The sequence below is a fragment of the Acinetobacter nosocomialis NIPH 2119 genome (genome assembly GCF_000368085.1).
Taxonomy (GTDB): Bacteria; Pseudomonadota; Gammaproteobacteria; order Pseudomonadales; family Moraxellaceae; genus Acinetobacter; species Acinetobacter nosocomialis.
On record NZ_KB849239.1, the window covers coordinates 1,431,869 to 1,452,183 of the forward strand.

14 protein-coding genes and 1 pseudogene are annotated in these 20,315 nt (G+C 38.4%); 10 read left to right on the plus strand and 5 right to left on the minus strand.

Annotated features, from left to right (window positions below):
* Window positions 1-11: 11 nt before the first annotated feature.
* Window positions 12-2,675, plus strand: a complete 2,664-nt coding sequence (gene glnD, locus F984_RS10755; RefSeq protein WP_004709237.1) for a [protein-PII] uridylyltransferase — start codon at window positions 12-14, stop codon at window positions 2,673-2,675.
* A gap of 25 nt (window positions 2,676-2,700) precedes the next feature.
* Entirely contained in the window at window positions 2,701-3,870 is a 1,170-nt protein-coding gene (gene dapC / locus F984_RS10760; RefSeq protein ID WP_025469314.1) for a succinyldiaminopimelate transaminase, read from the plus strand.
* A gap of 58 nt (window positions 3,871-3,928) precedes the next feature.
* On the opposite strand, the gene F984_RS10765 is transcribed toward dapC, so the two are convergent.
* The 4 genes from F984_RS10765 to msrB form a co-directional block, all read right to left on the minus strand.
* Window positions 3,929-4,561 (minus strand): LysE family translocator, encoded by a 633-nt coding sequence (locus tag F984_RS10765; RefSeq protein ID WP_004709240.1) that lies wholly within the window; start codon window positions 4,559-4,561, stop codon window positions 3,929-3,931.
* 64 nt (window positions 4,562-4,625) lie between these two features.
* Window positions 4,626-5,471, minus strand: a complete 846-nt coding sequence (locus F984_RS10770) for an AraC family transcriptional regulator (protein WP_025467801.1) — start codon at window positions 5,469-5,471, stop codon at window positions 4,626-4,628.
* Window positions 5,471-5,956, minus strand: a complete 486-nt coding sequence (locus F984_RS10775) for a glutathione peroxidase (protein ID WP_002050111.1) — start codon at window positions 5,954-5,956, stop codon at window positions 5,471-5,473. Before F984_RS10775 ends, F984_RS10770 begins: the two co-directional genes overlap by 1 nt.
* Window positions 5,953-6,372, minus strand: a complete 420-nt coding sequence (gene msrB / locus F984_RS10780) for a peptide-methionine (R)-S-oxide reductase MsrB (protein WP_002050224.1) — start codon at window positions 6,370-6,372, stop codon at window positions 5,953-5,955. Before msrB ends, F984_RS10775 begins: the two co-directional genes overlap by 4 nt.
* Before the next feature lie 240 nt (window positions 6,373-6,612).
* Here msrB and F984_RS10785 point away from each other — a divergent pair, with 240 nt between their 5' ends.
* The 8 genes from F984_RS10785 to F984_RS10820 all read left to right on the plus strand — a co-directional run bounded on the left by F984_RS10785 (window position 6,613) and on the right by F984_RS10820 (window position 20,161).
* On the plus strand, window positions 6,613-8,043 hold the full coding sequence (locus F984_RS10785; protein ID WP_004709244.1) for a pyridoxal phosphate-dependent aminotransferase: 1,431 nt from the start codon (window positions 6,613-6,615) through the stop codon (window positions 8,041-8,043).
* Between the two features lie 465 nt (window positions 8,044-8,508).
* Window positions 8,509-9,816 (plus strand): dicarboxylate/amino acid:cation symporter, encoded by a 1,308-nt coding sequence (locus tag F984_RS10790; protein WP_002049955.1) that lies wholly within the window; start codon window positions 8,509-8,511, stop codon window positions 9,814-9,816.
* A gap of 683 nt (window positions 9,817-10,499) precedes the next feature.
* Window positions 10,500-11,567: a type II asparaginase gene (locus F984_RS10795; RefSeq protein WP_002050061.1), complete on the plus strand. Its 1,068-nt coding sequence runs from the start codon at window positions 10,500-10,502 to the stop codon at window positions 11,565-11,567.
* 200 nt (window positions 11,568-11,767) lie between these two features.
* Window positions 11,768-15,328 (plus strand): DNA polymerase III subunit alpha, encoded by a 3,561-nt coding sequence (dnaE, locus tag F984_RS10800; protein WP_004709245.1) that lies wholly within the window; start codon window positions 11,768-11,770, stop codon window positions 15,326-15,328.
* A 14-nt stretch (window positions 15,329-15,342) separates the two neighbouring features.
* Entirely contained in the window at window positions 15,343-16,182 is an 840-nt protein-coding gene (locus F984_RS10805) for an RNA methyltransferase (RefSeq protein WP_004709247.1), read from the plus strand.
* Window positions 16,175-16,990, plus strand: coding sequence for a serine O-acetyltransferase (cysE, locus tag F984_RS10810; RefSeq protein WP_000917698.1), 816 nt, complete (start codon window positions 16,175-16,177; stop codon window positions 16,988-16,990). Before F984_RS10805 ends, cysE begins: the two co-directional genes overlap by 8 nt.
* A 105-nt stretch (window positions 16,991-17,095) precedes the next feature.
* Complete coding sequence (locus F984_RS10815) at window positions 17,096-18,037, plus strand: ABUW_2363 family tetratricopeptide repeat lipoprotein (RefSeq protein WP_004709249.1); 942 nt, start codon at window positions 17,096-17,098, stop codon at window positions 18,035-18,037.
* A 117-nt stretch (window positions 18,038-18,154) separates the two neighbouring features.
* Window positions 18,155-20,161, plus strand: a complete 2,007-nt coding sequence (locus F984_RS10820; RefSeq protein WP_031944771.1) for an esterase/lipase family protein — start codon at window positions 18,155-18,157, stop codon at window positions 20,159-20,161.
* A gap of 55 nt (window positions 20,162-20,216) precedes the next feature.
* Here the strand turns inward: F984_RS10820 and F984_RS22780 are convergent.
* Window positions 20,217-20,315 (minus strand): annotated as a pseudogene (locus F984_RS22780) (FAD-dependent oxidoreductase); the annotation flags it as partial.

Sequence of the window (20,315 nt, forward strand, 5' to 3'; positions counted from 1 at the left end):
GACCCATTTTCATGATCAATACATCGCCATTGTTGAACTATGTCTCAAGTCATCATGATATTAAAGCCATTAATCAGTGGCGAACGGATGTAGAAAAACAGTTGCAAGATTCATATGAAAATGGGCAATCTATTCGTGAAATTATTAAAGCTCGTTCAGATTTAGTTGATGAAGCACTGATCTTTTTATGGAAACATGCTGAACTTGATCAGACTGAATTGGGTCTTTTTGCTGTAGGTGGTTATGGGCGCCGTGAAATGCTGCCCTATTCCGACGTCGATATCATGATCCTATCAGAACATGAAATTAACGAAGAAAATGAAAAACGCATCTCTACTTTTATTTCTTCTTTATGGGATGTGGGAAACTTTAAACCCGGCATTAGCGTTCGTACCATTCAAAGCTGTGTTGAACAAGCCGCTACCGATTTAACCGTTGCAACTACACTCATTGAAGCACGTTTAATAACAGGTAATACTCAACTTGCAAGATGGCCTCGCCGCATTGTTTCACAGACATGGACAGATAAAACCTTTTATGACGCAAAAATGGCAGAACAAGCCAAGCGTTACCACCAACACAACAATACTGAAAGTAATTTAGAACCTGACATTAAAAATGCACCAGGTGGTATTCGTGATATTAACCAGATTGGTTGGATTGCTAAACGCCACTTCCGTGTAAACCGTATTTATGACTTAGTACATTTAGGCTTTATTTCAGAATTTGAATTGGGTGTTTTAGAAGAAGCAGAAAGTTTTCTTTGGGAAATCCGTCACCACTTACACCGTTTAGCCAAACGTGATGAAAACCGTTTGCTTTTCGATCACCAAAGGGAAATTGCCGCTAAATTTGGATATGTGCGCCAAGAAGGCCAACCTGTAAATTATGGCGTTGAGCAATTCATGAAACGCTACTATCGTACGGCACAACAGGTTTCAACACTGAATGAAATGTTGCTGGCGTATTTTAGTGAGTCTGTCATTACTCCTCGACTCCCCAACTATGAACGCAAAATTGAAGTTGTTAACGATCATTTTAAAATTGTCGATAATAAACTTGCCGTACAGCATCATAAAATATTTGCAGAACATCCAAGTGCGATTTTAGAGTTGTTCTATATTTTAGCGAATCGACCAGATATCGAAGGTATTCGTGCTCGAACTTTGCGCTTACTTATTCTTGCAGCAAAAAGAATTAACCAAAGTTACCGTAATAACCCAGAGAACCAAGCACTGTTTATGTCGATTATTCGCTCACCGTATCGTCTATACGATACCTTAGTTGCGATGAAACGTTATGGTGTTTTAGGAAACTATATTCCTGCTTTTGGGCAAATTATGGGTCTTATGCAATATGACCTATTCCATATCTATACGGTCGATGCTCACACCTTATTACTACTACGTAATTTAAATCGTTTTAGAGAACCTGAATTTGCCAAAGAATTCCCTGTGGTAAGCTCAGTTTTCCAACGTCTTGCCCGTCAAGATATTGTCTTTATTGCTGCTTTATTCCACGACATTGCAAAAGGCCGTGGTGGTGACCATAGTGAACTTGGTGCAGAAGATGCAATCGAGTTTGGACGTGCACATGGCTTTACAGAGCGTGAATGCAAATTAATTGCATGGCTGATTCAAAACCATTTACTCATGTCACTCACAGCTCAGAAAAAAGATATTTCTGATCCGGATGTCGTGAAAGATTTTGCAGAAAAACTTGGTGATATGGAGCATCTTGATTATCTCTATACTTTGACGGTTGCCGATATTAATGCGACGAATCCAAAACTCTGGAATACATGGCGCGCATCACTTATGCGTCAGCTTTATACCCATGCCCGTGATGTAATCCGTACCGGTTTAGGTCGTCCTGTTGACTATCAAATGCTGATTGAAGACACCAAATTTGCAGCAAGTGAATTACTTGTAAATAACTTTGCATTGGCTGATGTCGAAAAAGTATGGCAAGAACTTGGTGATGAATACTTCATTAAAGAGTCAGCAGACGAAATTGCATGGCACACACAAGCAATTTTAAAACACGGCGATAATCCGGAGCCATTAGTCCTCTTGCGTGCTCACCGTAAAGCAGCTCAGGATGCTGTGCAAATCTTTATTTATACACGCGATCAACCTAATCTCTTTGCCACAACCGTTGCTGTTTTAGACCGAATGAACCTAGACGTTCAAGACGCAAAAATTATCACGGCAAGTACAGCATTTAGCTTAGACACTTATGTTGTACTCGATCGTTTCGGTACATTACTTACCGACCCAGAACGCGAAGAAACTGTTAAAAATGCATTAGTGAAGGCACTTAGCCAACCAGACCAATACCCTGGGCTAATGCAACGCCGTATTCCACGTCAATTACGTCACTTCGATATTGAAAATACAGTCGACGTTACATTGAATGAAGCTTTACAGCAAAACATGGTCGAAATTTCAACACTTGACCATCCTGGCCTACTTGCACGTGTAGGTGGTTTATTTATGATGCAAGGTTTAGACATCCATTCAGCCCGAATCGCAACTTTAGGTGAACGTGCCGAAGATATTTTCTTTGTCACCAAAAAAGATGGCAAACCGCTGAATAACGAAGAGGTCAAACTCTTCTCGGAAAAACTGAAAGCTGCATTAGATGAAGCATCTAATCAAATTTGTCAGCACTGAAACTCAACTACTTGGTAACTGTTTAATGAACTCTAGCTTGTCGTTATTACATCCGTATCCATTTGAAAAGTTAAACCAACTTTTTAAGGATACTGCCCCTGCTAACCTTCCCTTGATTCCACTATCAATTGGTGAACCTAAGCATCCAGCACCAGAGTTTGTTAAACAGGCTATTATTGATAACTTTAATCATCTATCCACTTATCCAAACAGCAAAGGCTTACCTGAGCTTCGCCAAAGTATTGCAGAGTGGTTAACTAAGCGCTTTAAACTTAATAGTATTAGTGCTGAAAACCATATTTTACCTGTATCTGGTACACGTGAAGGTATTTTCTCTTTTGTTCAAGCTTTGATTAACCGTGAAGATGCACCCTATGTGGTGATGCCAAATCCGTTTTATCAAATTTATGAAGGTGCAGCTTTACTCGCAGGTGCAAAGCCATACTTTATTAATTGCACAGAAGAAAATGGCTATTTAGGTGACTTTGACGCGGTACCAGCAGAAGTTTGGGAAAAGACAGCGCTTCTTTTTGTATGTACACCGGGCAACCCAACAGGTACTGTACTTTCTAAAGAGCAATTTAAAAAGCTGATTGCCCTATCTGATCAATATAATTTTGTTATTGCTTCTGATGAATGCTATTCAGAACTTTGGTTTGACCAAGCCCCTACAGGTTTATTAGAAGTTTGTGCTGAACTTGGCCGTGATGACTACAAAAACTGTATCGTCTTCCATTCACTTTCAAAACGCTCAAATTTACCGGGCATGCGTTCAGGTTTTGTAGCTGGTGATGCTGATTTGTTAAAACCATATTTGCAATACCGTACCTATCACGGTGCAGCAATGCCCGTACAACATCAGCTTGCTTCAATTGCTGCATGGAATGATGAAAATCATGTTGAAGAAAACCGTAAGCAATATCGTGCAAAATTTGACTTATTCCAATCTGAACTAGGCCATTTGCTTCCATTACAAAAACCTGATGCTGGTTTTTACTATTGGCTAAAAGTTGATAATGATGAAACTTTTGCCAAGATGCTCATGGAAAAAGCACACATTAAAGTTTTACCGGGTCGTTATTTATCTCGTGACACTGAACAAGGTAACCCAGGAGCCAACCATGTACGTATGGCTTTAGTGGCAGACTTGGCACAATGTGAAGAAGTGGTTAAACGTTTAAAAGCGATTCTGTAAGCTTCTTCTTACTTAGTTGTACAGCCTTTTACTCAGGTTGTACAACTGGGCTATAACACTATTTATAGGTAATCAAAAGCACAGCAAAAATAATAAAAGCAATACTAGAACAATAGTATAAACCTGTCGCAGAGCGCTTAATTTTGTCTAAAACCCGCCCCTGAGCAAGTAATCCAATCAGCAGAATATTCCAACCAAGAACAACTCCAACCATCCATACACTCATGAGCAGTTTTTGAATTAAGCTAAACTTATATTGTATAAGCAGCATCAAACTACTATAAAACATAATATTTTTAGGATTTAGAAGACTAGACTGCACACCTAACATTAAACTTTTAATTTTGTTTTTCTTAAGGTTGGCTTGATCACTTAAATTATTGTCTTCAGATGAAAAAGATAAAACACTAGATCTGGCTGCCTTAAAGCAAAGAACACTCAAATAAACTAAATAAGCTGCACCAAGCCATTTCAATAATGTAAGAATGCTACTGCTCAAATCTCCAAGCAGCATAAAACCAAATAAACATGCAGCTAAAATTAAAGCATTTCCGAAAGTAATGCCCAAAACAACACCATAGGTATAACGGCGCCCTTTTTGCAAAAGACTAGTGAGAATTAAAAAGAAATCTGGACCCGGTGATAACAGTGCCAAAAAATGAGTAAATGCAATAACTAAAAAAACTTCCATAACGGCTTCATCTATAAAACAGTCTGGAAAATCTTAGAAATAGAGCTAAACAATTTCTTGTAAATTATTGCGCGGCTGCGAGCTGGAACTGCCGAGGAGTTACCCCTGTATGCGCTTTGAAAGCTTTATGAAAATGGCTTTGATCACTAAAACCTAAGTTGACGGCCAGCTCTGCGAGTGAAATTCCCTGTTTAAGGAGTTCTCGAGCTTGGTTAATTTTTAAATTTATTTGAAAAGCATGGGGTGTTAGACCGACATTTGCTTTAAATAACCGTATGATCGCATAACGGCTCAGACCAATCTGCTGGGCAAGTACCTCTAAAGAAATAAAATCCTCAGAAGAGGTAATTACATTAACTAAATCTAGAAAATCTCTATATAAGTACTGCGGTTTTTGTATTTCTTCTAAAATAAAATGAGGCAATAATAAATCTATAAGACAATCAAAAAGCGCCTGTTCCTTTTCAAGAATTAGCTTTTGCGTATCAAAAAGTGTCTTATTCATTTCAGTAAAAGCTTTGTATAAAGTTTCATCTTTTATAATGATCGGCTTATGCTGTGGCAGATGCAAATCAAAACCTTGCTGTTGAAACTCTGAATATAACTGGCTTAACCAAGTCAGATCTAAATGCAACATTTGGTAACTCCAAGCCATATTTGGCTTAGGATTACAAGAATGCTCAATATGGGCGGGTACAATAACTAAAGTACCCGCGGAGATCTCTTGCGCAGTGCTAAAAGAACTTTTAAAAATACTATTCCCTTCGTCTACAGCACCAATTGAAAATGTTGGATGGCTATGAGACTTATAACATGTTCGGCTAAAACACGACCTTCGAGTTTCAACATATGGCATTCGCCGATCTTGCCAAAACTCGAAAGGTTGAGGAATAGCGTTCATTGAATCGATTAGCCCGCTAATGCTTTTTCAATATCGGCTTCCAATGCCTCTGGTTTAGTTGTAGGTGCATAACGATTTAAAACTGAACCATCTTTGCCAACCAAAAACTTGGTAAAGTTCCATTTAATACTACTACTTCCCAAAATTCCTTTTGCTTCACGTGTTAAATATCTAAAAATCACATGAGCTTCAGGCCCTTTCACATCGACTTTGGCAAACATAGGGAATTTCACCCCATAATTTCGCTGGCAGAAAGCCCCGATTTCTTTATTATTTCCTGGATCTTGCCCACCAAACTGGTTGCAGGGAAAACCTAAAACTTCCAAACCTTGATCTTTATATTTTTCATAAAGTTTTTCGAGGCCCGCAAACTGTGGAGTAAAACCACATTTACTGGCAGTATTTACAATTAATAAAACTTTACCTTTGTAATCAGCAAATTGCTTAATATCACCTTCTAACAATTCAGCTTCAAACTGATAAATGTTACTCATGGATAAGTTTCCTCGTCATTTTTTTCTTGTGTTTTAAGTTGTAATGATGCCGAGTTCACACAGTAGCGTAAACCTGTCGGCTGTGGTCCATCTTCAAAAACATGCCCAAGATGGGCTTCGCAATCATGACAAACAATTTCAGTTCTGACCATACCATGTGTTAAATCTTCATGTTCATCAATAACGGTTCCATTTACTGGGCGAAAGAAGCTTGGCCAACCGCAACCGCTGTCGTATTTTGCATCTGACGAGAACAATTCCGCGCCACAACAACGACAAACATAAGTACCATGCTGCTTAGTATTCCAGTATTGCCCCGTAAAAGCTGGTTCAGTGCCCTTTTGTCGTGTTATCCGATATTCTTCTGGTGATAACTCTCTTTGCCATTCCCGGTCTGTTTTATTAACTTTTCCCATGACATGCACCTTTTATTCTGATGTAAACATAAATTGATAATCGTATTTTATATTTACGCCATTCATCAAAAAAACACTAGTCTCTGAACGTAAAATTTGTTGGAATTTAATCATCTAAGCTATGGAAAGCAAAAAGTAAGCAAAGTACAAAAACAAAAGTAAGCATATTTATGCTTTATTTTCTTTCAAGGAAGCAAAGATGGTGCTATTCTTGTTTGGCACGGTTGTATAGGACAAAACATGTCTCAGAAAAAAAGTGTGCTTTTCCAGCAACTATTACCAGTTATCAAAGAGTATCAGCAATCGGGTTTTACCCATGAAAAAATTGTTGAATTACTAAAAGATCAACATGATCTAAATTTGGTAACGGTTAAAACATTTAAAAGTTATTTATACCGATATGCAAAAGTGAACCCAGCTATGTCTAAAAATACTGCTACTCTCCAATCCATGCCAACTTCTCGGGAAATTAAGAAATCATCGAAGCTTGAGCATGTTTGCTATGACATTCGCGGACCTGTATTACGAGCCGCCAATGAAATGGAAGAGCAAGGACATAAAATCATTAAGCTAAATATCGGCAACCCTGCTCCATTTGGTTTTGAAGCACCACAAGAAATTATTAATGACGTTGCTTTAAACCTACCAAATGCAATTGGCTATGTTGACTCAAAAGGTATCTTCCCTGCACGTAAAGCGATCTGCCAGTACTACCAACAAAAAGGTATCTTAAATATGCACGTTAATGACGTGTATATCGGTAACGGCGTGTCTGAACTTATTGTAATGGCTATGCAAGGTCTACTTGATGATGGCGATGAAATGCTAATTCCAATGCCGGACTATCCGCTTTGGACAGCAGCCGTTAATCTTTCGGGTGGTACTGCTATTCACTATAAATGTGATGAAGAAAATAGTTGGTATCCAGATATTGCCGATATTGAAAGTAAAATTACTTCAAATACCCGTGGTATTGTGATTATTAACCCGAACAACCCAACTGGCTCGGTATATCCACGCCACGTGCTTGAACAAATTGTGGCTCTTGCCAAGAAATACGATTTGATTTTATTTGCTGACGAAATTTACGACAAAATTGTTTATGACGGAATTGAGCACGTTTCGGTTGCCTCTTTAGCTGGCGATCAGTTATGTATTTCGTTCAATGGTTTATCAAAAGCTTATCGTATTGCTGGTTTCCGCTCAGGTTGGATGGCAATCACAGGCGATAGAAGTCGTGCGGCAGACTATATTGAAGGCTTAGATATGTTAGCTTCTATGCGTTTATGCGCAAACGTACAAGCTCAATATGCAATTCAAACTGCGCTTGGCGGCTATCAATCCATTAATGACTTAATCCGCCCGGGTGGTCGTCTATATGAACAGCGCAATATCGCATGGGAAATGTTAAATGAAATTCCTGGGGTAAGCTGTGTAAAACCAGAAGGTGCAATGTATTGTTTCCCACGACTTGATCCTAACATTTACCCAATCGAAGACGACGAAAAGCTAATGTTAGATTTACTTCGTGCCGAAAAAGTACTTTTAGTACAAGGAACGGGATTTAACTGGCCAACACCAGATCATTTCCGGGTTGTTTTCTTACCTGCAGAAAATGAATTACGCGAAGCAATTGGTCGCTTAGGTCGTTTCTTAGCAAATCGCCGTTAAAAAATGCATAATTAAAAAAGGCATCTAATTAAGATGCCTTTTTTATTTTTATACCATTTATGCACGTAGTTAAAAACTTACCCACTTCATTTTAAGCATACTTAAAAAACAACTTAGCATATTGATTCAAATATGTTTTTTATAAAACAAACTCATTCTAGTCTCTTCTTAAAAAGAAAATAATATTTTTTACCATTCGATTAAATTCTTATATTTTTCCTGTATTTCTCTTCTCGCTATTATGCAAAAAATGCATGAGTTGATATTTTTTTGCATTTCACACTGCTTCAAAATCGAGCAACAATCCCTTTCCATAACAACATCACCATATTCGATTCGGTTAACACTGATGCAGATTTAGGAAGATGAAATCAGTTAACGGACCGAACTGAACTTACAAGGAAAGCTTTTCAATCATCTCTAGCCCATCTAAAAGATGATTGAACCCAAAGGATAGAGGTTCATATGAAGCAAAAGAAATTGCTCAAGTATATTGTGGTTGCTATTTTATTAGGAGTATTGACAGGTTGGATCTGTCACCACTTCTTTAATGAAGGTGAGCAACTGAAGCAAATCGCTTCTTATTTCAATATCGTCACAGATATCTTTTTACGTCTCATCAAAATGATTATTGCACCACTGGTATTTGCCACAATTGTGTCTGGCATTGTATCTATGGGTAAATCAACTTCTATTGGTAGTATCACGCTTAAGTCAATGACTTGGTTTATTACTGCGTCATTTGTCTCACTAGCCATCGGTATGGGTTTAGTCAATTTTTTTCAACCCGGCGCGGCATTAAATTTAGTATTACCAACAGCTCAAGAACTCAGTAGCGCCTCGCTCCCAGCGACTACTGGCTTTACACTACAGTCATTTTTAAGCCATGTTTTTCCACGCAGTATTGCAGAAGCCATGGCAAACAATGATATTTTACAAGTGCTTGTTTTTGCTATTTTCTTTGGTTCAGCACTCGCATATGTCAATCAGGGTAAAGAAAAAGACTCCGTTATTATTCGTCTAACAGATGAACTCAGTAAAATTATGTTCCGTATTACTGATTACGTCATGAAATTTGCACCTATAGCAGTTTTTGCAGCGATTGCTTCTGCAATTACAGTACAAGGTTTAGGATTAATTGTTGACTACGGAATTTTAATTGCAGAATTCTACTTTGGGCTTTTATTACTCTGGGTTGTTTTATTCTCGGTGGGTGCAATCGTACTGAAAAAAGATATCTTCCGTTTAGGCAAGTTAATTCGTGAGCCTGTAACTCTTGCTTTTGCTACAGCTTCTAGTGAATCAGCTTATCCTAAAGTTATGGACGCCCTAAATAAGTTCGGTGTGCCTAAAAAAGTGACGAGCTTCGTTTTACCTTTAGGTTATTCATTTAATCTTGATGGTTCAATGATGTATACCACCTTTGCGGTACTCTTTATTGCTCAGGCTTACCACATTGATTTGAGCTTTACCCAGCAAATCTTAATTTTGTTAACTCTTATGGTAACAAGTAAAGGTATTGCAGGTGTTTCGAGAGCTTCTATTGTTGTAATTTCAGCAACACTCACGATGTTCCATTTGCCTGAAGCTGGCATTTTGTTATTGCTTGGAATTGACCAATTCTTAGATATGGGCCGCACCGCTACAAATGTGGTTGGTAATAGTATTGCTACCGCAGTTGTGGCAAAACTTGAAGGTGACAAAGTTGCTGATATTGAAGAGTCGCCAGAACCTGTATTAATTAAAACAACACAAGAACAAACGATCGCTTAAGTTTCTCTTTTCTCCCACTCTCCCAACTAAGAGCAATTTTATATGACCAATAAAATTGCTCTTTTTTTTATTCTAAAATTAAACAATAAAAATTTACCGACATTTTTATATTAAATAATGAACTCAATAATAGGTTTTAGTTCCTATTAAATTTCTTAATTTTAAACCTTAAAAAAAGAATAAAAACCAAACAATCAAAATTTATATTTTTAAAAATATAGATCAAATGCTTACTTTTTAATTCAATTTATTGTTTATTATTTATATTAAATAACTGAAATTATTATTGAGTTTAACTATATGAATTTTAATATTATTTATAATTTTAACTATAACATTAAAAATCAACAATATAAAATTATCATCTGGTAAATAAAACTTTAAAAACCCCTATTATTTTTTATTTTTATAATAATAAAAAAGTCATTTGTAATCTTTATATAAAAAAGTAAAAAAAGAGAGATAAATTAGAAAAACTTAATAGATTTTTTATTTTTTTCATGATATTTATTAGCGCTGAATAAGAGCAATGACTAAATGATTGTTGTTGAAACAAAATGATATTCAGGGATGCTTCTTATTCAAATAAGTTGCGAATATGTTTTACATGGTATGTATTTTGCTTAGGAAAAGCAGGCGTATTCAGCAAACTTCTACTTCGTCACTTCATAAGGATATTTTCGATGTTGACTAAAACTGTTAAATCTTTCGGTTTAGCTATGGGCTTATTGGCCTGCTCTCTCCCTCTTTACGCAAAAAACAACGTTGTTGTCGTTGCTACTGGCGGTACAATCGCTGGTGCTGGTGCAAGCTCAGCAAATAGTGCAACTTACACAGCAGCAAAAGTTCCAGTTGATGCTTTAATCAATGCAGTGCCACAAATCAAAGATTTGGCAAATGTGAGTGGTATTCAAGCATTACAGGTTGCTTCTGAAAGTATTACTGACAAGGAATTATTACAAATTGCTCGTCAAGTAAACGACCTTGTTAAAAAGCCATCTGTTAATGGTGTGGTAATTACTCACGGTACAGATACTTTAGAAGAAACAGCGTTTTTCTTAAATCTTGTTGTTCACACTGACAAGCCGATTGTTGTTGTTGGTTCTATGCGTCCTTCAACTGCACTTTCAGCAGATGGACCACTTAACCTTTATAGCGCAGTTGCTTTAGCAGCTTCTGATGAAGCAAAAAATAAAGGCGTAATGGTTCTCATGAACGACTCTATTTTTGCTGCACGTGATGTAACTAAAGGCATTAACATTCATACAAATGCTTTTGTTAGCCAATGGGGTGCTTTAGGTACATTAGTTGAAGGTAAACCATACTGGTTCAGACAGTCTGTTAAACGTTTTACAAATGCTTCAGAATTTAATATTGAAAATATTAAAGGCGATGCACTTCCACTCGTACAAATCGTTTACGGTTCAGACTCTATGCTTCCTGACGCTTATGAAGCATATGCAAAAGCTGGCGCTAAAGCGATTATCCATGCAGGTACAGGTAACGGTTCTGTTGCGAACTATATTGTTCCAACTTTACAAAAACTTCATGATAAAGACGGTATTCAAATTATCCGTTCATCACGTGTACCACAAGGTTTCGTATTACGTAATGCTGAACAACCTGATGATAAATATGGTTGGGTAGCTGCTCATGACTTAAACCCACAAAAAGCACGTCTTCTTGCAGCTTTAGCTCTTACTAAGACGAATGATGCTAAAGAAATTCAACGCATGTTCTGGCAGTACTAAATTTTTCAACCAGCCCAAATCAGTTTGGGCTGGTTCTTTTCTCCTGCTTCAAAAGACGCAACATCTTTGATCAATCCTCTACTTTCGTGTTCTCAACATTCTGTTTAAATACTAAAATCCATAACAGTTGCCAAAATATTAAGCATTTCGTTTGAACTTTGCGTGTTAAACTATGCTTCGGTCGCATTAAGGATTGGTTTATGCAGTTTGTTCATCTCGGTATTTACACAGAATTTTCGATTACAGAGTCGATTGTTCGCATACCCGACTTGGTCAAGGCTGCTGTAAAGGATGAAATGCCTGCGCTGGCACTTACCGACTTATCTAACCTTCATGCTGCTGTAAAGTTTTATAACTCTTGCCTCAAGAAAGGTATTAAGCCTATTTTGGGTAGCACAATCCGTCTTAATGATGCCCAGCATCGTGCAACTTTGCTTGCAATGAGCGATATCGGATGGAAAGGACTGACTGAAATTGTTTCGCGTGGCTTTATTGAAGGTCAGCAACTCAGTATTCCTTGTGTACAAAAAGAATGGGTTCTAGAGCAGCATCAAGATATTATTGTTTTACTTGGCCAACATAGTGATGTTGGGCAAATGCTTTGCTCATCTAATCCGCAAAAAGCAGAACCCTTACTTGAAGAATGGATCGAAAAGTTTGGCAATCGAGTTTATCTTGCTTTAACACGTACTGATCGTGCCGGTGAAGAAGATTTTATTCAAGAAGCTGCCAAGTTAGCAGCTAAATATCATATTGGGGTAGTTGCTCATAACGATGTGCACTTTGTTGAAAAAGAAGATTTCGAAGCACATGAAGCACGTGTATGTATTGCAGATGGTTATGTTTTAGCAGATGACCGACGTCCACGTTTGTATAGTCCTGAACAGCATTTCAAAACTTCAGATGAAATGATTGAGCTGTTTTCAGATATCCCGAGTGCTATTGAAAACACCTATCATATTGCTAAACGCTGTAATGTCAGCTTAAAACTCGGCACATACTTCTTACCTGAGTACCCAATTCCTGATGGTTTTACCATCGACACCTATTTTGAACACTTATCAAAAGAGGGTTTGGAAGAGCGTTTAAACTATCTTTACCCAGTTGAAAAACGTGGTGAAGACTGGCCAGAAATTCGTAAGCCATATGATGAGCGAATTGATTATGAAGTTGGAATCATTCTTAAAATGGGATTCCCCGGCTACTTCCTCATCGTCATGGACTTCATTCAATGGGCCAAAAATAATGGCGTCCCTGTAGGGCCAGGCCGTGGTTCTGGTGCTGGTTCATTGGTTGCATATAGCTTAAAAATTACCGACCTTGACCCTCTTCGTTATGACTTGCTCTTTGAACGTTTCTTAAACCCAGAACGTGTATCGATGCCCGACTTTGACGTCGATTTCTGTATCGCAGGTCGTGACCGTGTTATTGACTACGTATCACGTACTTATGGACGTGAAGCAGTTTCTCAGATTGCAACTTTCGGTACCATGGCTGCAAAAGGTGCGATTCGTGACGTTGCCCGTGTCTTAGGTAAGTCTTATGGTCTAGCTGACCGTATTTCAAAAATGGTTCCAACTAAACCACTCGGTGTAGATTTAGCAACCGCTATTGAGATGGAACCTCAGCTTAAAGATATCGTTACCAACCCTTCAAACCCAGATAATGATGATGCCAGTGAAATTTGGGAAATGGCATTAAAATTAGAAGGTATTACTCGAAATACAGGTAAACATGCCGGTGGTGTTGTTATTGCGCCAGGTAAAATTACTGACTTCTCTGCAGTACTTTGTGATGCAGACGGTACGAACCGTGTAGCTCAATACGATAAAGATGACGTAGAAGCTGCAGGTCTCGTAAAATTCGACTTCTTGGGCTTACGTAACTTAACGGTTATTGAAGATGCAATTCAAAATATTAATAAAAACCGTGGCAATGACCCTTTAAACATTTCACACGTCCCTCTTGACGACCCTAAAGCTTACTCTGTCTTTGCCGATGCAAATACAACCGCGGTATTCCAGTTTGAATCCGTCGGTATGAAGCGAATGCTTAAAGAAGCACGTCCAAGTAAATTCGAAGAAATTATTGCGTTCGTGTCTTTGTATCGTCCGGGCCCGATGGACCTGATTCCTGACTTTATTCACCGTATGCATGGTGGAGATTTTGAATATCTTCATCCATTGCTGGAAGGCGTATTAGAGCCAACCTACGGGATTATGGTTTACCAAGAACAGGTAATGCAAACTGCACAGATTTGTGCGGGTTATACACTCGGTGGCGCTGACTTACTTCGCCGTGCAATGGGTAAAAAGAAACCTGAAGAAATGGTGAAACAACGCCAAATCTTCCTTGAAGGTGCTGGACAAAAAGGCATTGACGAAAGCACAGCCAACCATATCTTTGACTATATGGAAAAGTTCGCAGGCTATGGTTTCAACAAATCTCACGCAGCTGCTTATGCCCTTGTTGCATACCATACAGCATGGTTAAAAGCTCATTATCCTGCCGAATTTATGGCAGCGGTAATGTCATCGGAAATGCAGAACACTGACAGTGTCGTATTTTTGATTGATGACTGTCGAAATAATGGACTTGAGGTCTTACCTCCGTCAGTTAACATGTCGACTTATCATTTCCATGCCAGTGATGATAAAACCATCGTTTATGGTTTAGGTGCAATTAAAGGTGTTGGTGAACAGGCAATGCAGTCTGTTATTGACTCACGTCGTCAACAAGGGCCTTATACTGACCTATTCGACTTCTGCCACCGTATTGATTTGAAAAAAATCAATAAACGAACTTTAGAGGCACTTATCCGTGCTGGTGCGCTTGATTGTTTAGGTATTGAACGTTCAAGTTTAATGGCTCAATTGCCTGAAGCCGTACAAGCAGCTGAACAGGCACGTAGTAACCGTGAAAGCGGTATTATGGACTTATTTGGTGAAGTTGAAGAAGTTCAACGTAAACCAGCTAAACCTGTTAAGCCATGGAGTGATGAGGTTCGTCTTAAAGGCGAAAAAGATACACTTGGTTTGTATTTAACGGGTCACCCAATTGATGTGTACCGCCAAGAACTCAAAGCCTTTATTCCTGCAAAACTTAATGAAATTACCGCAACTCGCCGCGGTGTAACAACAGTTTATGCAGGACTCGTCCTTGACGTAGCGAATTTCCCGAACCGTGTTGTTATCGTACTTGATGACGGAACGGCACGTATTGAAGTCAGCTGTAACCACGAACGTTTCCAGCGCTTTAAAGATATTATTCAAGTTGAGCGTGTAGTTGTCTTTGAAGGCGAGATTTATGAGCGTGAAGGCTTTGATCGTCCAATGGGACGTCTGAACAAAGCATTTAGCTTAAATGAAATCAGACAAAAACGTGCCAATAGTATTCAAATCAAATTAACTAATGATTTAATGCAACCAAGTTTGGCAAAAGATCTACAAAATATATTATTGCCTTATTGTAATGTCGATATGCATCAGCATATTGCAATACAACTACAGATTGACCAACCCTATGCTCAGGCTGAGCTTCAGCTTGGGCCGCAGTGGAAAGTCGCACCTTTAGATGAACTACTTGCCAAACTAAGAGATTACTTTGGTAAAGATAATATTCATATTGAATATCAGGTAAAATCTAAGGCAGCTAAAGCAGCAGAACCTGTTCGTCCACAACCTGTTGCCTCACCTCCTGTGGACATGACTATTGATGATGCGTTGGATTCATACCAAAGCGAAGTTTCTCAATATTCGTAATTTCTGGAAATCTTATGAGTTTGTTTGACGACACCGCCGTGTCACAACAATTAGCACAAGTGCGTATTGTCATGGTCAATACCACTTTACCAGCTAATATTGGCAGTGCTTTACGCGCAATGAAAACAATGGGCTTGAGTAAGTTAGTTCTGGTTTCACCAAAAACCTATCCACATCCAGATATTCAGGCGCTTGCTGCTGGTGCACAAGATTTATTAGAACAAGTTGAAATTGTTGAAACACTCGAAGACGCCATTAAAGACTGTCATTTAGTTTTTGGAACGAGTGCGCGAAGTCGTACTATTCCATGGCCTTTGCTTGACGTGCGCCCTGCTTCAAAAGAAGCAATTAAGGCAGCTTCACAAGGTCAACAGATTGCGATCGTTTTTGGACGTGAAGACCGCGGTTTAACCAATGAAGAATTGGCGTTAGCAAACTATCACCTTACTATTCCTGTAAACTCAGACTATGGTGTACTTAACGTTGCTCAAGCGATTCAAGTCGTATGTTATGAACTTCGCATGTCGGTATTAGAGCAAAAAGAATCAGTTTCTGATGATGGGCAAATGCCACTTGCTCAAGGTCAAAGCATGCAGTGGGATGAGCCTTTAGTCACTCAGCAGCAAATGGAAGAGTTTTATCCTCATTTGGAAAAAATGCTCACTGAAATTGAATTTTTAGATCCAGAAAATCCACGTTTATTACCTTTACGCTTGCGTCGTTTATTTGGTCGTATACAATTAGATCGTATGGAATATCATTTACTTCGCGGTATTTTTAGTCGAGTTCAAGCCCTCACAAGCGGCAAATGGAAAAAAGCATCATCGGACAAGGAGGATCAATCCAATGCTTAAACAGCTTAAAGAAGATATACAGGCTGTATTCGCGCGAGATCCTGCTGCACGAAATACACTCGAAGTACTCACCACTTACCCAGGTATTCATGCTTTGCTCTTGCATAGACTTGCACATGAGCTTTGGAAAAAAGATTGCAAAGGTACTGCCCGTTTTGTTTCGTCATTTAGCCGTTTTGCAACAGGTATTGAAATTCATCCCGGTGCTAAAATCGGCAAACGCTTCTTTATCGATCATGGTATGGGCGTTGTGATTGGTGAAACTGCTGAAATTGGTGATGATGTAACGCTATACCACGGTGTTACTCTAGGTGGTACTACATGGAATAAAGGCAAACGCCATCCAACCTTAGAAGATGGTGTAGTTGTCGGTGCTGGTGCGAAAATATTAGGACCGTTTACAGTTGGTAAAGGTGCTAAAGTCGGTTCAAATGCAGTGGTGACAAAAGCGGTACCCGCTGGTGTAACAGCCGTTGGAAACCCTGCTCGCTATATTTATAAAGATGCCGACAAAACTAAAGATAAAGATGAAGAGCGCCGCCGTGATTATGCACAAAGTATCGGTTTTGCTCCGTATGCGACTACTGCTGATCAATCTGACCCAATTTTAGAAGGAATGCGAGTTTTACTTGACCGTATTCAGCACAATGAAACGCGTATGAATAATTTGTGCCAACGCTTATCCGAACTTGACCCCACTTTCAAAAAAGAAAGCCAAGATGAACAGCCTTTTAGTGATGAAGAGCTAAAAATTCTTGAAGAAGTTCGTCGTGAATGCGGTGCACAAAACAAGACATCAAAAACGTAATATTCTTGATTCATAATGTAACACGCTTACCCTTGCATGTGGGTTTAGCTTTTCCTAGACTTAGCTGTACCAAATCTGACTTTACTAAAATGAACGGAAGATCCTATGAATTTTAAGCCATTGGCGTATTTAATCCTTGCAACTTCTAGTTTAACAGCGTGTACAATGGCACCTGTAAAAGAACAAAAAATCGAACCTTTTGTTTTCAAGGAACCAGAGCTTACTCCTCCATTTTATGCGTTAAATCCATTTAATTATGATGCTCCACCTGCATTTGAAGTTGCTTTAAAAGATGCCGCAGCACAGCCTGTAACTAAAATGGTGGTCACTCGTCAGGACGATCCAACTAAATCGCTTACATTAGATACAAATAAACTGATTGTACCTACCATCAATAATTCACAACGTTCGATGAAGTATGCAGTTTTAGCTGGCGATAATGAAATTGACGTGACTGAAATTGATGACTTCTTACAACTTGTTGAAGGTAAAGCTCGTCACTACCCGCCTCGCTTTACTGATCGTCAAGAACGTAAAGGTTTTGAGAGCAAACTCAAAGAAGTAACTCAGCGTTTAGATACTTTAGCCGCTAATCCAAATGCTTCATTTGATATTTTAATTCGAGCATTTAAAGCAAGTGTACTTGCTCGTAACCTTGATTTAGGTACTGCCCATACCACTAGATCTTTAGAATATGCTCAAAGACTTTTAAAAATTAGCCCAGATGATCCAGAAACTAATTTCTGGTTTGGTTTTGGTTTGTCTGAAGGTGGTGGTCAACGTGAAGCTATTCCATACTTAGACAAAGCCATTAAAGGTGATGTTCAAGAAGCATATTTAGCTGCTGCAAACAACTATATTGCAATGGAACAAAAGAAAAACGCGATTCAGACCTTAAAAAACTACAAGGTTAAATATCCTGACGAAGCTGAAGTTGCAGATCGTTTGATTCAAGAAATTGAAAAACAAGGTCGTTGGAATGTATGGCAAGTTTTAACAAACCCTGCTATGGCACCAGCTACTCCAACTGCACCAGCAAAAAAATAAGAGTATAAACTTAGTAAAAAGGGCTGATTTGACAGCCCTTTTTTTATATTTGATCAATTGAAAAATACTTTAAAATTTGTATGATCTGCATATTACTGATCCACATATTTGACCATAATGTTTGTTAGAAAAAGAAACTCAGCGCTCTTCACGGTCATACTCCTCGGTTCAATTCTGAGTGGATGTCAGGTGGTAAATGTTAAGCAACAGGCCCTCAACGTCACTATTGCAAACGAACGTAATAGTATTCTTACCCAAGATAAATTGAGTGAAGCAAGTCTTAACGTTTTGTCTATGTCAGGACAAGAAGCCAAAACTTGTACAGATTCCCCTGATACCTGTGTTAATCAGCTTAAAAATCTTCCACAAATTTTAGATGAGCAGCTTTTATCTGCTGCGAGTGAAATGTATCTGGCAAAAGCGATGGCTTTATCAGATTCTTCCGAATGTAAAATTAGTCGGTTCACTAAGCACAAAGCCTCTGATGAACAAAAAGCAATTCAGAACAAATATGACGATTGCTTAGACCAACAATTGAGCTTACTCGATAAGAGCATTCGTTATAGTTATGCCTACTTATTTTCAACAAAACGTCAGCCGACCGATCGTATTTTTGATAATAGGCAAGTTCAAATACGAGACTTTTATAATCAAGCCATTGCTAAAATGGTGAGTATTTATGATCTAAGATACCCTAAAAAAAATGTGGTAGAACCACAAATCCATATTGGTAAGAGTGTCTACTCAATTGACTTTGAGTTTCATAGACAGTTAACTGGTCAAAAGTTAGAAAAATTAATTTCAAGTTATAACTTAAACTTTTCTGGTTTAAGAACAATCAACCGTCGTGATGGTTTCGGTTCTGAATTTGTTGCTGTTTTTCCAAGTTCAGAAAAAGAAGAAACTAATGAATACATTTTAGATCCCCTCAATTACAGCTATAAAAATGGTGTGAATCCGAATATTCACCATGCACGTTATTTAGCAGCAACTATTGTTGCCGAACCTAAAAAAGCCAAAACTGTTGAAGAAATTATTAATGATCCAGAATTTGTAATTCGGGTTTATGATCCTTATCGAACAGATAATATTAATGTCGCTGGTAAGCAATACCCTTTAGCTGCCAACTTCTCGGCTCCTTATGGTTTATGGTTAGCTGAAAATAACTTAGGTGTAGCCGCTTATTTAAGCCTGATTGATCGTGATCAGCATTTAACCATGCCGCATTTATATATGCTCGAACCTTATAATCCAAACAAAAAAATTATTGTGTTGGTACATGGTTTAGCAAGTAGCCCCGAGGCATGGATTGCTCTTACTAACGATGTGATGGGCGATACAGTTTTAAGAGATAACTATCAGGTTTGGCAAGTTTTCTACTCGACCAATATGCCAATCTTAGAAAGTCGATTCCAAATTTATGCACTATTAAAACAAGCGTTCGGTTCGTTAAACCCAAGTGATCCTGCTGCACATGATGCCGTGCTTGTGGGACATAGTATGGGAGGTATTATTAGCCGTTTACTGGTCAGTGATGGTGATATTACTCAACCAGCTTTGAAGCTAATGACTGTACGTCAACAGAACCGCTTCAAAAAACATCCTATGGTGACTGAACGATTGCAAATGCATTCAATTGCTAACTTTGATCGCGCAATTTTCTTAGCATCACCTCACAGAGGTACAGATTATGCAGATCGATGGTTTACTTTAGCTGCTCGTAAAATTATTCGTTTGCCGGGAGCTTTTTTATCTGCTGTAGCGACATCACTAACCACTGAAAACCTAGATGTTAAAGATTTCTTGAATAACATTGATAATGGTCTGATTCAAAATGGACCAAGTGACTTAAGCCATCAATCTAAGTTTATGGAACTCACTGAAAATATTAATCCACACCAAGGCTTAGTCTTCCATTCAATTATGGGTAACATTACTAAAAGCGATGATCCAAATGTCATTACCGATGGTATTGTTCCTTATAAGAGCGCTCACTTAGAGGGTGCAAAGTCTGAGAAAGTACTTCCGGGTGGACACTCTATTCAGTTAACACCTCAAGCTGTACTAGAGCTACGTCGTATTTTACGAGAGCATTTAGTTGAACATGGTTTGTATAAACCATAAAAAATAAAAAAGAGCCAAAGGTGATCCTTTGGCTCTTTTGTTTTGAGACTAAATATTACTGCCCAGAACGGATGATGTAATCAAACGCAGAGAGTGATGCTTTAGCGCCTTCACCTGTGGCAATAATGATTTGTTTGTAAGGTACAGTTGTACA